The following is a 14,533-nucleotide window of genomic DNA, read 5'->3' on the forward strand; positions in this document are numbered from 1 at the left end:
CGCGTTCGCCCCGCGCCCTGCCCGGTTCCCGAAGACGCGTTAGACTGTCCCGATGGAACAATGCCGTTATTGCCAGAGAATCCGCGATGAATGGGATTGCCACGGGGACGAATGCCGCCGGGCAATCGCAAAGGCGCTGCGCCGGCAGCGTGCGGGCCTGCCGATGGTGCCCGATCGCATCCGCAACGAACTGCCGTCCGGCGCGCCGACCCAGCAGGTGATCGCCGTCCTGTCGCGCCAGCGCCTGCGCGCGCGCCGCGGCAACGAGGAACGCCGCGAACGCAAGGAAATCGACGACGACGGCGTCTGATCCGGCCGCACCGCGGCCCGCCCGCGCCATCTCCACACCCGCCGTCTCCCCCGTCGCCACCGGGCATCCGCCCGTGCGCGACACCCGCCCGCACCACCGCGCTCTTGCAAATCCGGCAATACCGAATGGGGACAGAAGGCATGTGTCCCGGGATTATTACCCCAGCGACAACGATCTTTCATCGAAATCCACGTTTACCCTAAATCGACCGACGCCTACGATGTAATCAACCGCTTACGACATGGTGTCGAACGCGGAAAGCCAACACAAACATCGGAGGTCATCATGAAATCGCTCGTTTCCGCAGTCGTTGCCGCTGTTGCCCTGTCCGCCTCGTTCGGCGCATTCGCCCAAAGCACCGTGACCCGCGCCCAGGTACGCAACGAACTGGTCCAGCTCGAAAACGCCGGCTACAAGCCGAGCCAGTCGAGCCCGTACTACCCGGCCGGCATCCAGGCCGCGCAAGCCCGCGTGCACGCCGCCGACAATTCCGGCTACGGTGCGCAACCGGCCGCGACCGTCCAGGGTGGCGCACCGGCCGCCAAGGTGCAAAGCCCGCGCGACTCGGTCTACTTCGGTCACTAAGCCTGCCGCCGCGCGCCCCGCGCGCAGTCCGCACCTGCAACGAGCCCGTCCGCGACGGGCTCGTTGCGTTTGCATCGCGTGTTCTACCGGCCGGCCGTCACCGGCTGCCGCCCGATGCGACGCGGCCAGCGCCCGCCTCGTCCGGCGCGGCGGCGCCGCCGACCAGGTCCTGATAGCGCACGCACGGACACTGCGCGGACGCCTTCGCCGCGTACATCGCCGCGTCGGACTTGACGAGCAGTTCCTCGGCCGATGCGCCGTCGGCCGGAAACTCGCTGACGCCGATGCTCGCCCCGACGGCCACACGCCGGTCGCCGAACTCCAGTTCCTCGGCCATCACGATCTGGATGCGCGACGCGACATCGTCGATCACCTCCGGTGACCGCACGTCCGAAATCAGCACGATGAATTCGTCGCCGCCGAGCCGCGCGACCATGTCGCCGTTGCGCAGCACGAGGCTCAACCGCTTCGCGACCGCGACGAGCGTGCGGTCGCCGGCCGAATGCCCGTGCTGGTCGTTGATCTGCTTGAAGCGGTCGAGATCGACGAACATCACGGCCAGCCCTTCGCGCACCGCCGCCGCATGCCGGATCGCGGCATCGAGATGCTCCATGAACAGCAGGCGGTTCGGCAGCGCGGTCAACGGATCGTGGCCGGCGAGGTGCGTGAGTTCGAGCTGCTTCGCGCGCAGCATCGCGACCTGCGTGCGGATCTCGACACGCATGCTGTCGAAACAGCGCGCGAGCACGCCGATCTCGTCGGCGCGTCCGACCGGCAGCCGTTCGGCGGCCGGATCGTCGAACACGTGCGTCGCGGCGCGCGCGAGCGTCTGCAGCGGCCGCGTGATCGCACGCGCGAACAGGATCGCGAGAATCACCGCCAGCAGGCTCGACACGAGCACCATCCGGACGATCCGTTCGCCGAGCATGCTGGCCGGCGCCAGCACGTCCGCAAGCGGACGCGCCATCCCGAGCACGACGAAACGGTTGCCCTCGTCGTGCCCGAACGGCGTGCGCGCGAACGCGAACATCTGCCCCGGTGCCTCGTCGGGATGCTCAAGGCCATTGAGCATCACGTTCGTGCGCGCACTGTCGAACAGCTCGCGCGTGACGGCAAAGCGGTCCTGCATCAGCACGCGCCGGCCGCGATCGAACCCGAACGCCTGCGTTGGATCGGGATGCACGAGGAAATCGCCCCACTCGTTCGCGAGATACACCGCATAGTCTTCCGGCAGATCGCGTTCGAGCCGGTCGAACACGCGCGACAGCTCGACGTCGACAACGAGCGCGCCGACCGTCCGGGCCGACGCGTCGATGACCGGCGTGCCCACGCGCAGGATCGGCAGCCCTTCGGCCGCGTGCGAACCCGTCTCGTGGTTGATCGCGATCGGCGACAGGTAGATATGGCCGGGCGCCGTCGCGAGCGTATCGAATACGTAGGAAAACTGTCCTTTTTCCTGGAACACGCTTTCCGGCATCACGACGATGCCGCGCGCGTCGCGATCGACGCGAATGCGTTCGAGCCCGAATTGCCCGCTCGCGATCAGGCGAATCTGCAGGTATTCCGGATGATTTCTCATGAAGCTGTAATACACCTGCTCGAGCCGCTTGCGTCGCGCGCTGTCCGGATTGTCGCTGCCCGCGACGAGCGGGGACGACGGCAACTGCGCGAGCACGAGCGCATCGTCGGCGACGTCGGACAGCGCGGTCGTGAAGCGCTGCCCGAGCAGTTGAGTCGACATCAGCAGGCTGTGCTGCGCTTCCTGCACCAGCATCGTGCGGTTCGCGCGATACGTGTAATAGCCGGTCGTGCCGGACGCGATCACGCCGATGCATGCGAACAGCACCGACAGCTTCGACGTGAGTCCGAGCCGGATCATTTTTCGAATTGCTCCGGCCGGTCGCCCGACACGATGCGGCCCCACAGCGATTCGCGCCGCGCGATGTCCTCGACGGGCTGCAGCCAAACGAGATGCTGGTGCCCGGTATCGAGCCCGGGCGGCGGCTCGAGCGTGTTCGCGAGCCCCTGGCGCTCGGTCAGCAACGCGCCGATCGCCGGTTCGAGCATGTAGTTGATCCACGCGAATGCAAGTTCGGGATGTTGCGCGCCGCGCGTGACGGCCCAGCAATCGAGCCATGCAAGCGCGCCTTCGTCCGGGATCACGTAGCCGACGTCCGCGCCGGCGCGACGCAGCAGCTCGACCTGCTGCGTGCCGTAGTTGCCGAACATCAGCGCCGCGCGATGCTGGACGAACAGCGCGGTCGCCTCTTCAGGCAGCGTGTAGTACGTCAGCAGGTTGCGGCGCAGGTCGATCAGCTTGTGCGCGACGTCGAGCGTCTGCGCGGGCGACAGGCGAAACGGATCGGGATAACCGAGCGCCAGCGCGGTGAACGAGAAATTGTGCTGCGCGCTGTTGAAGTCGAGCACCTTGCCGCGATAGCGCGGATTCCACAGCTCGCGCATCGAGCGCGGCGCGGACGGAACCTGCTTGCGGTCGTAGATCAGCCCCATCGACGAATATGTGAACGGGATCGCATAGGTCGCGCCGTCCTGCACGAGCCCGCCGATCGTCGCGAGCTGCTGGAAGTTCGGCAACTGCCGCCGCCGGTTCGGGATGCGCGCCAGGTCGATCGGCGCGAGCAGACGTTCGTGCGCGTAGCGCTGGATCTCGGCCGTGTTCGCGGCCAGCAAGTCGTACGGCGGCGGCGCCGCGCTGTGCATCCGCGCCCACAGCGCTTCGTCGGAATCGACGAACGTCACTTCGACACGCACATGAAACTGCGCCTCGAATGCGCTGACGACGTCGCGGTCCGCATAACCGGGCCAAGCCAGCACGCGCAGCACGTTGTCGTTGACGGTTTCGGGAGAGTCGGCGAACGCCAACAGGTCGGGCGCAAGCAAGCCCAGTATCAATATGACGAACAGCTTGCGAACGGCGCCGCGTGCGCGCGCACGCACACCGATTCCCCTGATCAATCGGACCCCGTATGAATCGCCCGGCTGCATTCGACTATCCTTTTTCGAGTCGATGCGATATCGCGTAACGAAACCATAAAAAAGATTGACGCGCAATTGGAAATAGCCGCACGCGGCAGGCGTCGCGCATGCAGACGGCCACGTGTCCGGCACAGCATCGATCCGAATACGATGCGAGTGCAGGAACGCGGCAAGCCGCGCGAAGAATGATCAGGAGAAAGTGAATTGCCGGACGTTGGCCGGTTCGCATTCCAATGACGATTGCGATGACGACGCACCGCATGCGTCGCACGCGTGCCTTCTGACGTCGACACCGATTACGCCGGTCCGCCCCTGTCCTCTGGAACAACCATCAGCGCCATGCCTGCGTGAACTCCGCGATCACGCGCGACAGGTGCGAGCGCATCGCGTCGCGCGCGCCTCCCGCATCGCGCGCCATGATCGCCGCGAAGATCCGCTGGTGATCCTCCTGCGATGCCTCGCGCAGCGCGGTCGAGTGAAAGTGCTCCTCGATCTTGTCCCACAGCGGATCGCTGCGCGCGCAGTCCCACATCGCGGTGACCATGTGCAGCAGCACCGTGTTGCCGGCCGACTCCGCGATCCGCAGGTGGAACTGGCGATCGGCCGCGTCGTACGCGGCCTTGTCGTCCATCTGCTCGCGCATCGTCGTCAACGAGAAAAACAGGCGATCTAGATCGGCATCCTTGCGCTCGGTCGCCGCGAGCGCCGCGACTTCCGCCTCGATCAGCCCGCGCGCGCGCAGCGTCTCGATCGGCCCCGGGCCGCGCGGCACCTCGAACGTCACCGGCCGCGCGGCATCGGCCGCCGACACGTAGATGCCCGAACCGATCCGCACCTCGACGATCCCCTGCACTTCAAGCGCGATGATCGCCTCGCGCACCTGCGTGCGGCTTACGCCGAACTGGTCGGCCAGGCTGCGCTCCGACGGCAGCCGCCCGCCGGCTTCGAACGCGCCGGCGGCCACCATCGCGTGAATCTGCCGCGCAAGGCCGATATAGGAGCGGTCCGCGGCATCGGTGTCGCGGCTGGCGGGCAGGCTGGAAAGATCGGTCATCGAAAGGCTCGCAACAAGCTGGCCGGCACCGTCGCGGCGCCGGATCGCCAAAATGGTACACCAATTCTGGCCAGCATCCGGTTCGGCCTGTCAGCCAATCTAGCCGAACGCTCTCGGAAGCGTCATTCCCGCTGATCCTTATCCGGATAACTGGTAAACCACTATCCCGCACAACTGGCATACCAATCATAATCCGCACACCGACGACGGGCCGGCACGCGCCGCCCGGTCGCCCGATGCATGAACCGCCAGCCAGGAGCCGCTCCAGTGAAGATGTCTTTCCGTTGGTACGGCGAGTCCGATCCGGTCTCGCTGCAATACATTCGCCAGATCCCGGGCGTCACGCATATCGTGTCCGCGATCTACGACGAACCAGTGGGCGACGTCTGGCCCGCGCACAAGATCGACGCGCTGAAGGCAACGATCGAACGCGCCGGCCTGCAGTTCGAAGTCGTCGAGTCGGTGCCCGTCCACGAGGACATCAAGCTCGGCAAGCCGGGCCGCGACCGCCTGATCGACAACTATCGGCAGACGATCCGCCATCTCGGCGCGGCCGGCATCCGCGTCATCTGCTACAACTTCATGCCCGTGTTCGACTGGACGCGCACCGAATTGTCGAAGACGCTCGACGACGGTTCGACCTGCCTCGCGTTCAGTACCGAATCGGTCGACCGGATTGATCCGAACGACGGCATCGCGCTGCCCGGCTGGGATTCGAGCTACCGGCCCGAACAACTGCAGGCGCTGCTCGCCGACTATCGCGACGTCGACGAAAACGCGCTGTGGACGAACCTCGAATACTTCCTGAAGGCGATCATCCCCGCGGCCGAGGACGCCGGCGTGAAGATGGCGATCCACCCCGACGATCCGCCGCGCCCGATCTTCGGGCTGCCGCGCATCGTGAAGGACCGCGACGATCTCGCACGGATCGTGCGTATCGTCGACACGCCCGCGAACGGGCTGACGCTGTGCTCGGGCTCGCTCGGCGCGGGCCCGCAGAACGATGTCGAAGCGCTCGTGCGCGAGTTCGGCGCGATGGGCCGCATCCATTTCGCGCACATCCGCAACGTGAAGGTCGATGCGAACGGCGATTTCGAGGAAACCGCGCACCTGTCGAGCTGCGGTTCGCTCGACATCGCCGCGATCGTGAAGGCGTACCACGACACCGGCTTCACTGGCTACGTGCGCCCCGACCACGGCCGGATGATCTGGGGCGAGACAGGCAAGCCCGGCTATGGCCTCTACGACCGCGCGCTCGGCGCGGTCTACCTGAACGGCCTGTGGGAAGCGCTGGCGAAGTTCGACCGCGCGCCGCAAGCGTCGCAATAAACGCCCATCGAGGCGGCCGGCGCAGCGGATCGCCGGCCGCCCGTCACGACATTCCGCGCGGAGACTACGCATGCCACGCATCCGATGGGCCATGATCCTGATGTGCTTCCTGGCCAACGTCATCAACTTCATCGACCGCGCGAACCTCGCGATCGCCGCCCCCAGCATCCGCGCCGAGCTCGGCCTCGACGCGGTCGGCATGGGGCTCGTGCTGAGCGCGTTCTTCTGGACCTACGCGTTCCTGCAGCTGCCGGCCGGCTGGTTCATCGACAAGGTCGGCGTGCGCGTGAGCCTCGCGCTGGCCGTCGGCTGGTGGTCGGTGTTCACCGTCGCGACGGGCGCCGCGCGCGGCCTCGCGCAACTGGTCGGCGTGCGGCTGATGCTCGGCGTCGGCGAAGCGGCCGCGATCCCGTCGTTCGCGAAGGTCGCGTTCAACTGGTTCCCGCGCAGCGAACGCGGGCTCGCGAGCAGCATCTTCGACAGCGGCTCGCGCGTCGGCTCCGCGCTGTCGCTGCCGCTGGTCGCGTGGCTGATCTCGATCGTCGGTTGGCGCGGGTCGTTCGTGATCACGGGCGGCATCGGCATCGTATGGGCGTTGGCGTGGTGGTTCGTCTATCGCGACCCGGAACGCTATCGCGCAATCGCGCCGGATGCCGTCGACGCGCTGCTCGCGCAGCGTGCCGCACCGGTCGTTGCGGCCGCAACCGATGGCTCGAAGGTGTCGTGGCTCGACCTGTTCCGCTACCGCACCGTGTGGGGCATGATGATCGGCCTGTTCTGCCTGAACTTCGCGATCTACTTCTTCATCACGTGGTTCCCGAGCTACCTGCTGCAGTCGCGCGGCTTCTCGCTCGCGTCGCTCGGCACGTGGGGCATGTTGCCCGCCCTGCTCGCGATTCCCGGCGGCTGGCTCGGCGGCTACGTGTCGGACAGCCTGTTCCGGCGCGGCTGGAGCGCGACCGCCGCACGCAAGACCTGCCTCGTGCTCGGGATGCTGCTGTCGTCGTCGATCGCGCTGTCCGCGTTCGTCGAGAACACGTGGGCGTGCCTCGGGCTGTTCGCCCTCGCGTACGCGAGCCTGTCGTTCGCCGGCGCCAACGTGTGGACGCTCGTCGGCGAAATCGCGCCGACGCCCGCACACGTCGCATCGATCGGCGGCATCCAGAACTTCGCGGGCAATCTCGCGGGGATCTTCATCACGACGTTCACGGGCGTGATGCTGTCGATCACGAAGGGTTCGTTCGTCGTGCCGCTCGCGGTGGCCGGCGCGCTGTGCGTCGTCGGTGCGCTGTCGTACCTGTTCATCGTCGGCAAGGTCGAGCCGTTGCCGCCGCTGCGCAGCGGCGCGAACGGGCGAAACGCGGAACCGACCGCGGCCTGACGCATCGGGACGGCGCGGCACTTTCGCCGCACCGCCCGCGCTTTCCTTTTCGGGCCGCGCATCGGACAATGACCCGCGCCCGCCGGCGCGGCGCCAGTCCGGCCCACGCGCGGTGGCGACGCGCCCCGCCCACGCCGATGAAACGCTACGAAACCCTCGCCCACACGATCGCCGACGACATCCGCAACGGCAACCTCGCGGTCGGCACGCGCCTGCCGTCGCTGCGACAGATCATCGCGCAGCATGGCGTGAGCCAGTCGACGGTGTTTCGCGCGTACTACCTGCTCGAACAGTGGGGGCTGATCCGCGCGCGCGAACGCTCGGGCTATTACGTCGCGCCGGGCGCGACACCGGAAGCCGGCCCGGCCGCGAAGCGCCGCGCGAGTCGTGCCGGCGCATCGCGCAAGGTGGACATCAGCAGCCTCGTGTTCTCCGTCCTCGACGCCGCCACGCAGCCCGGCATCGTGCCGCTCGGTTCCGCGTTCCCGGCGCCGCAACTGTTTCCGCTGCCGCGCCTCGCGAAGTCGCTCGCGCAGGCCACGCGGCTCGTCAGCCCGTGGAGCACGGTCGTCGACCTGCCGCCCGGCAACGAGGCGCTGCGCCAGCAGATCGCGCGGCGCTATCTCGCGACGGGCGTGTCGCAGCCGATCGACGAGATCGTCGTCACGAACGGCGCGCTCGAAGCGCTGAACCTGTGCCTGATGGCCGTCACGCGGCCCGGCGACGTCGTCGCCGTCGAGGCGCCCGGCTTCTATGCGGCGCTGCAGGCGATCGAGCGGCTCGACCTGCGCGCGGTCGAGATTCCCGTCGATCCGCGCACGGGCCTCGATCTCGATGCGCTCGCGAACGCGCTCGACCGGCACGACATCCGCGCGTGCTGGTTCATGACCAATTTCCAGAATCCGACCGGCGTCACGCTGTCCGCCGAAAAAAAGCGCGCGCTCGTCGACATGCTCGCGGCGCGCGAAGTGCCGCTGATCGAGGACGACGTCTACGGCGAGCTGCATTTCGGCCCCGACTATCCGCTGCCCGCGCGCGCGTTCGACCGGCATGGCCTCGTGATGCACTGCAGCTCGTTCTCAAAGACGCTCGCCCCCGGCTACCGGATCGGCTGGGCCGCCGCCGGCCGGTTCGCGGAGAAGGTGCAGCGGCTCAAGCTGATGACGACGCTGTCGGCGAGCATTCCCGCGCAGGTCGGCATCGCGAACTATCTCGAGCACGGCGGTTACGATCGCCATCTGCGCAAGCTGCGCGGCGCGCTGCACACGCAGCTCGACCGGATGGACGACGCGCTGCGGCGCTGGCTGCCGGCCGGCGTCGAGTGGGTGCGGCCCGAAGGCGGGTATTTCCTGTGGCTCGCGTTCCCCGACGCGATCGACGCGATGGAACTGCATCGCCAGGCGATCGCGCGCGGGATCAGCTTCGCGCCGGGGCCGCTGTTTTCGGCCGCGCACGGCTTCGAGCGCTGCGTGCGCGTGAACTTCGGCCATCCGTGGAGCCGCGACATCGAGCGCGCGATCCGTGTGCTCGGCGAACTGGTCGCGCAGCCGTCGGTTCGCAAGGGCGGTTGAAGCGCGCGCAATGCATGCGATGCGCGCCGCCAGCGCACGGGCCACCACCATGCAGCCAATCCGCGCGCGGGTTACATTGCCGGTCTCGCCGCTTTTTCAAGATTTCCCATGAGCCAACTGCCCTACCTCGATCGCGACGCGCTGTTGAAACTGACGGCCGAAGCAGCACACGTCACGCAGCCGTGCACGTGCACGAAGACCTCGCTCGCCGGATGGACGAGCCTGCCGCTGTCGCTGCAGGACACGCAACTGACTGAAGTGGCCACGCTCGCGCCGCCCGGCGATGCGGAGCCGACCTATGCGGAATATCATCCGGCGGGGACGCGCTACGCGTCGGACGACGCGCCGATCGCGCTGCGTCATTTCCCGTACAACCGCTGCAACGTGAGCCGCTGCCGCTCGTGCGGCCGCCTGTTCCTGCGCTATCAGGAAGGCGGCGGCTACTTCATCGACCAGCGCATCCGCGCGCTCGATCCGGCGCTCGTCGTCGACGCCGACGCATAAGACACCTCAACCGGCCACGGGCATCCACGCATGCCCGGCCCGCGCGGCGCCGCGTCCGCCATCTGCTGCGCCCTTTTCGTCCCGATCTGCTGCTTGTCCCGCCGCACCGCGTTCCCTACGCTGTCTTCCGTTGCCCGACATCCGTCGCAACGCCCCTCCGAGCCGTGCGCATGCCGCGCCGCGGCTCCTCTCGCGTATCACGTCATGTATCGATATACCGATTTCGACCGGGCGCTCGTGCACAGCCGCGCCGCCCAGTTTCGCGACCAGCTCGAACGCTGGCAGCACGGCACGCTGAGCGAAGACGCGTTCCGGCCGCTGCGCCTGCAGAACGGCTGGTATGTGCAACGCCACGCGCCGATGCTGCGCGTCGCCGTGCCGTACGGCGAGCTGTCGAGCGCGCAGCTTCGCGTGCTTGCGCGGATCGCGCGCGACTACGACGTGCCCGACGACGCCACGTACCGCGCCGCGAGCGACGCGCAGGCGCTGCTCGGCACGTTGCGCCTGCCGACCCGCAGCGCGCACTTCACGACGCGCACCAACGTGCAGTTCAACTGGATTCCGCTCGCGAAGGCGGCCGACGTGATGGACCTGCTCGCGACCGTCGACATGCACGGCATCCAGACGAGCGGCAACTGCATCCGCAATATCTCGTGCGACGAGCGCGCGGGCGTCGCGCCGGACGAGATCGCCGATCCGCGCCCGTTCGCCGAAGTGATGCGCCAGTGGACGACGCTGCACCCCGAATTCGCGTTCCTGCCGCGCAAGTTCAAGATCGCGATCACCGGCGCGGTCGAAGACCGCGCGGCGACCGACTGGCACGACGTCGGGCTGAAGCTCGTGCGCGACGACGCGGGCGAGCTCGGCTTTCGCGTGAGCGTCGGCGGCGGAATGGGCCGCACGCCGATGATCGCGACGCTGCTGCGCGCGTTCCTGCCGTGGCGGCATGTGATGAACTACATCGAGGCGATCGTCCGCGTGTACAACCGCTACGGGCGGCGCGACAACAAGTACAAGGCGCGGATCAAGATCCTCGTCAAGACCGAGGGGCAACGCTATATCGACGACGTCGAGGAGGAGTTCCGCCAGATCGTCGACCATGACGGCGGCCCGCACACGATTCCGCAGGCCGAATTCGATCGCGTCGCCGCATCGTTCGTCCCGCCGCGGCTCGAGCCGCGCACGCTCGACCTGCACGATGCGAATGCGCGCGTATCCGCGCAGGCGGCCCGTCATCCGGCATTCGCGCGCTGGCTCGCACGCAATGTCGCCGATCATCGCAACCCGGCGCTGCGCATCGTCACGCTGTCGTTCAAGCGCCGCCTGCAGGCACCCGGCGACGCGTCGCCGGACCAGCTCGACGCGCTCGCCGATCTCGCCGACCGCTTCTCGGCCGGCGAGGCGCGCGTCACGCATACGCAGAACGTCGTGCTGCCGTGGGTACACGTCGACGACCTGTTCGTGCTGTGGGAAAACGCACGCGCAATCGGTCTCGCCAGCGCGAACGTCGGGCTGCTGACGGACATGATCGCGTGCCCGGGCGGCGACTTCTGCGCGCTCGCGAACGCGCGCTCGATCCCGATCGCCGACGCGATCGCCGAGCGCTTCCAGGATCTCGACCTGCTGCACGACGTCGGCGACATCGACCTGCACATCAGCGGCTGCATCAACTCGTGCGGCCACCATCACAGCGGCCACCTCGGCATCCTCGGCGTCGACAAGGACGGCGCGGAGTGGTACCAGGTGACGCTCGGCGGGTCGGACGGCTCGACCGCGAGCGGCCCCGCGCGGCCGGGCAAGGTGATCGGCCCGTCGTTCTCGGCGGACGAGATCGTCGATGTCGTCGACGCGATCGTCAACGCGTATCTCGACGCGCGGATCGATGCGAACGGCCGCAGCGAACGATTCATCGACACGGTGCGCCGCATCGGCGCGGCCCCCTTCAAGGCCGCCGCGAACGACGCGCGCCATCAGGCGGAGCACGCATGAAGCCAGCCAGCGACAACGCAAGCATGAACGCACGCATCCGGCTGCTGACACCGGCCGAACACGCGAGTGACGCGCAGCAGCACGACGATTCGACGCTGACGATCGGCAACGACGAGGAACTGCCCCCGCTTGCCGCGCGGATCGCACAGGCCGCACGCATCGACCTGCAGTTCCCGTCGTTCACCGACGGACGCGCGTACAGCCAGGCGTACCTGCTGCGCAAGCGTTTCGGCTTCGCCGGTGACTTGCGCGCGACCGGCGACGTGCTGATCGACCAGTTGCTGCTGATGGAGCGCACGGGGTTTTCGAGCGCGGTGCTCGGCGACGACACGGATATCGCGGCCGCGCGGCGGCAGCTCGACCGGTTTCCGGGCTTCTATCAGCGCGATGCGAGAACGGAAGCGCCGGCATCGCCGCGCGAGATAACGTCAGACGATTGACTTGATTCGCAAGCGCACGGCCACATTCGCCACGATGGGGAAGTCATTCATAGGATCATTCAATCTGCATTCCTCATGCCAACCCTCGCACTATCTGGCAACATCAGCGAAACCGCGCATTTGATTCGGTCATTGCTTGACATTTTCAACGTATAACCTAGCTTGACTCTACAGATCAAATGCGCGGCACATTCTGTTCGATTCATATCGGGACACATGAATCGCGTGAAGATTCCACACAATAATTAAGTTATACAAATAAATTTCAACCTGGGGACTCGCCATGGACAAGTCATCGTCTTGCGGCGTAACAAACACCACCGCAATCGCTCCGTTCGTGGACGCATCGCGCGCGTCGGCATGCGAAGCCGCCATTCCCCCCGTGCGCGCGTCGAAGCATCTCCTTGCCCCTCCGCGCTGACCCCGCTGCCTCTTCCCTGATTCACCTCATCGAAGCAAAGAGAATCGTTTCGCCGTTCGGCGGCGGGACGCGACATTAGCCTGTCTTCCGCACGCATGGTCGTGCGTGGAAGCGGGTGCGATCACTCTCGAGCATGCACATGGCTACCTCCAATCCGTTTGAAGCCCGGCCGCCAACTGACAATCCCGTGAGAATGAATCACTGGACGGCACGTGGCAGGGCCATTTCATTAGGTCTCTATCTGCTTCTCGTCAACGCGGCGGGTGCTGCGGTCGCCGCTTATGCGATCAAACAATCGGTTCGCGCGGAGATTGTCTGGGATCACTGGGGAACGATCATCATGGTCAGCGCGATCGCAACCGTGCTGGTAGGCGTGCCGCTGATCGCGTTCCTGTGCCTGGGCTGGTACGCGCGTTATGACGAATTCCAGAACAGCCTGAAGAACAACGCGCTCGATGCCTACCTCAAGCGTTTCTGGTCGAAGTGGCTGCTGCAGACGATCCAGTTCGCGGAACATCAGGAACGCACGGCGCTGAGCGCTGGCAGCAACACGGACCCCATGAAAGACTTCTCGGAACGCTGGCCGACACTGGGCGACCGCCTGTTCGCGAACATCTACCACGAGCAGTACGGCCTGTGGGCGTTCGTGCCGCCGTTTCTGATCCTGCTCGTGGTGACGTATGCGATCACGGCCATCGCGACGTGGCTGTGTACGCAGGGGGCTTGCTCGTCGTCGAACCAAGCGACCTGCATTTTCGGACTCAGTGCCCCGCTGATCGTGTCGTCGATCGCCGGCGCGCTGATGTTCGTCGTCAGCGATGCCGTGCTGGGCATCCGGCGTCGCGCACTCAACGCATCCGACGTGTACTGGTATTCGCTGCGGCTGTTCCTCTCGATCCCGCTTGCACTTGTCGCCGAATATGCGCCGTCGGCCGGCAGCCCGCCGCATGTCGTGATCGCGTTCACGCTGACGATCCTCCCGGTCGATCAGATCATGAAGACGATGCGTCGCCTCGCCGCGCTGAACATGAGCAAGCTCGAACAGGACGAGGACGTTCCGGACGAACTGCTCAACCTGAGCGGCGTCACGAAGTTCGTGGCGGCGTTGCTGCAAGCGGAGGGCATCACGTCGATCGAGCAAATGGCGGCGGCCGACCCCGTCACGCTGTCGATCCGCACGGGCTTTCCGTTTCGCTTCACGCTGCGACTCGGTTCGCAAGCGATCGTACGCCGGCATTTCGGCCCGGATGCGTCGAAATTGCTGCCGATCGGCCTGGCGGACGTCGTGCCGATCTTCCTGCTGGTGCAGGCGCTTAAAAGCCGGGCGCCGGGCGCGGTATCGCCACCCATACCAACCAGTGCACCGCCGCTCGAAGACCCCGACGCCATCATCGCAGCCGCTGCCACGTGCCTGTTTCCCAATGCGCAGGCCGAACCCGCGACGACCCAGGCACAAGCAGTCGTGAAAATGAAATTCGGCCAGATTGCGGCGGAAGAGTACACGTTGATGCTGGCTCGGATCACGCCACTCGACCCGGCGCTATGATGGAGCGCCAACACCCTGCGGATAAGTTCCATGTCCGTCGAGTTTCCACTGGCGGTCCTGCAACCCGGGGGATCTGACCCGCGATCGCAGTAGTGTCCTGACGACGTCCACGGGGCGGGTTCTCGCGCAAGGCGACGCGCCGGCTGCTACCGGATTCCGAGCGCGTTCCATCAAGCGGAGCGATCAATCGCTCTCTTCGCCCCGAGCGTCGGCAAGCGTTCCTTGCGATGATCGAAGGCTGTTTCGTCGCCGTGATCGGCATGCTCAATCCCGACCCGACCGGCTCGACCGGACCATCAGGCGACTGGGAAAACGGGATCCATTCTTCGCCGCAGCGCTACGCGAAGCTCGGTATCGCGTTCGAATACCAAGTCACGCTCACGTGAACGTGTCGCCGGCGGAACGC

13 protein-coding genes are annotated in these 14,533 nt (G+C 66.6%); 10 read left to right on the forward strand and 3 right to left on the reverse strand.

All coding sequences use genetic code 11. The features are described from left to right. The first annotated feature begins 52 nt into the window (after positions 1-52). A complete protein-coding gene (locus R9B84_RS27705; protein ID WP_006478949.1) occupies positions 53-310 on the forward strand; it encodes a hypothetical protein in 258 nt (85 codons plus the stop codon). Positions 311-595: 285 nt separating this feature from the next. Continuing rightward, positions 596-895 carry a DUF4148 domain-containing protein gene (locus R9B84_RS27710; RefSeq protein ID WP_423763175.1) on the forward strand — a complete coding sequence of 100 codons (300 nt, stop codon included), beginning with the start codon at positions 596-598 and terminating at the stop codon, positions 893-895. A 97-nt stretch (positions 896-992) separates the two neighbouring features. Here R9B84_RS27710 and R9B84_RS27715 read toward each other — a convergent pair whose 3' ends face one another. The 3 genes from R9B84_RS27715 to R9B84_RS27725 all read right to left on the reverse strand — a co-directional run bounded on the left by R9B84_RS27715 (position 993) and on the right by R9B84_RS27725 (position 4,946). Next, on the reverse strand, positions 993-2,774 hold the full coding sequence (locus R9B84_RS27715; protein ID WP_423763176.1) for a diguanylate cyclase domain-containing protein: 1,782 nt from the start codon (positions 2,772-2,774) through the stop codon (positions 993-995). Next, a complete protein-coding gene (locus tag R9B84_RS27720) occupies positions 2,771-3,901 on the reverse strand; it encodes an extracellular solute-binding protein (RefSeq protein WP_423763177.1) in 1,131 nt (376 codons plus the stop codon). Before R9B84_RS27720 ends, R9B84_RS27715 begins: the two co-directional genes overlap by 4 nt. A gap of 322 nt (positions 3,902-4,223) precedes the next feature. After that, positions 4,224-4,946 carry a FadR/GntR family transcriptional regulator gene (locus tag R9B84_RS27725; RefSeq protein WP_423763178.1) on the reverse strand — a complete coding sequence of 241 codons (723 nt, stop codon included), beginning with the start codon at positions 4,944-4,946 and terminating at the stop codon, positions 4,224-4,226. Between the two features lie 267 nt (positions 4,947-5,213). Here R9B84_RS27725 and uxuA point away from each other — a divergent pair, with 267 nt between their 5' ends. The 8 genes from uxuA to R9B84_RS27765 all read left to right on the forward strand — a co-directional run bounded on the left by uxuA (position 5,214) and on the right by R9B84_RS27765 (position 14,513). Further along, a complete protein-coding gene (gene uxuA, locus R9B84_RS27730) occupies positions 5,214-6,275 on the forward strand; it encodes a mannonate dehydratase (RefSeq protein WP_423763179.1) in 1,062 nt (353 codons plus the stop codon). Between the two features lie 70 nt (positions 6,276-6,345). After that, a complete protein-coding gene (locus R9B84_RS27735) occupies positions 6,346-7,656 on the forward strand; it encodes an MFS transporter (protein ID WP_423763180.1) in 1,311 nt (436 codons plus the stop codon). A gap of 137 nt (positions 7,657-7,793) precedes the next feature. After that, on the forward strand, positions 7,794-9,227 hold the full coding sequence (locus R9B84_RS27740; protein WP_423763181.1) for a PLP-dependent aminotransferase family protein: 1,434 nt from the start codon (positions 7,794-7,796) through the stop codon (positions 9,225-9,227). A 108-nt stretch (positions 9,228-9,335) separates the two neighbouring features. Next, positions 9,336-9,731: a hypothetical protein gene (locus R9B84_RS27745; protein WP_423763182.1), complete on the forward strand. Its 396-nt coding sequence runs from the start codon at positions 9,336-9,338 to the stop codon at positions 9,729-9,731. Between the two features lie 204 nt (positions 9,732-9,935). After that, positions 9,936-11,720, forward strand: a complete 1,785-nt coding sequence (locus tag R9B84_RS27750) for a nitrite/sulfite reductase (protein ID WP_423763183.1) — start codon at positions 9,936-9,938, stop codon at positions 11,718-11,720. Beyond that, complete coding sequence (locus R9B84_RS27755; RefSeq protein ID WP_423763184.1) at positions 11,717-12,160, forward strand: DUF934 domain-containing protein; 444 nt, start codon at positions 11,717-11,719, stop codon at positions 12,158-12,160. Before R9B84_RS27750 ends, R9B84_RS27755 begins: the two co-directional genes overlap by 4 nt. A 614-nt stretch (positions 12,161-12,774) precedes the next feature. Continuing rightward, positions 12,775-14,127, forward strand: a complete 1,353-nt coding sequence (locus R9B84_RS27760) for a hypothetical protein (RefSeq protein ID WP_423763185.1) — start codon at positions 12,775-12,777, stop codon at positions 14,125-14,127. A 227-nt stretch (positions 14,128-14,354) separates the two neighbouring features. Beyond that, positions 14,355-14,513, forward strand: a complete 159-nt coding sequence (locus tag R9B84_RS27765) for a hypothetical protein (protein ID WP_423763186.1) — start codon at positions 14,355-14,357, stop codon at positions 14,511-14,513. Positions 14,514-14,533 lie beyond the last annotated feature (20 nt).

It is taken from the genome of Burkholderia sp. NLJ2 (genome assembly GCF_049487195.1).
GTDB lineage: Bacteria > Pseudomonadota > Gammaproteobacteria > Burkholderiales > Burkholderiaceae > Burkholderia > Burkholderia pyrrocinia.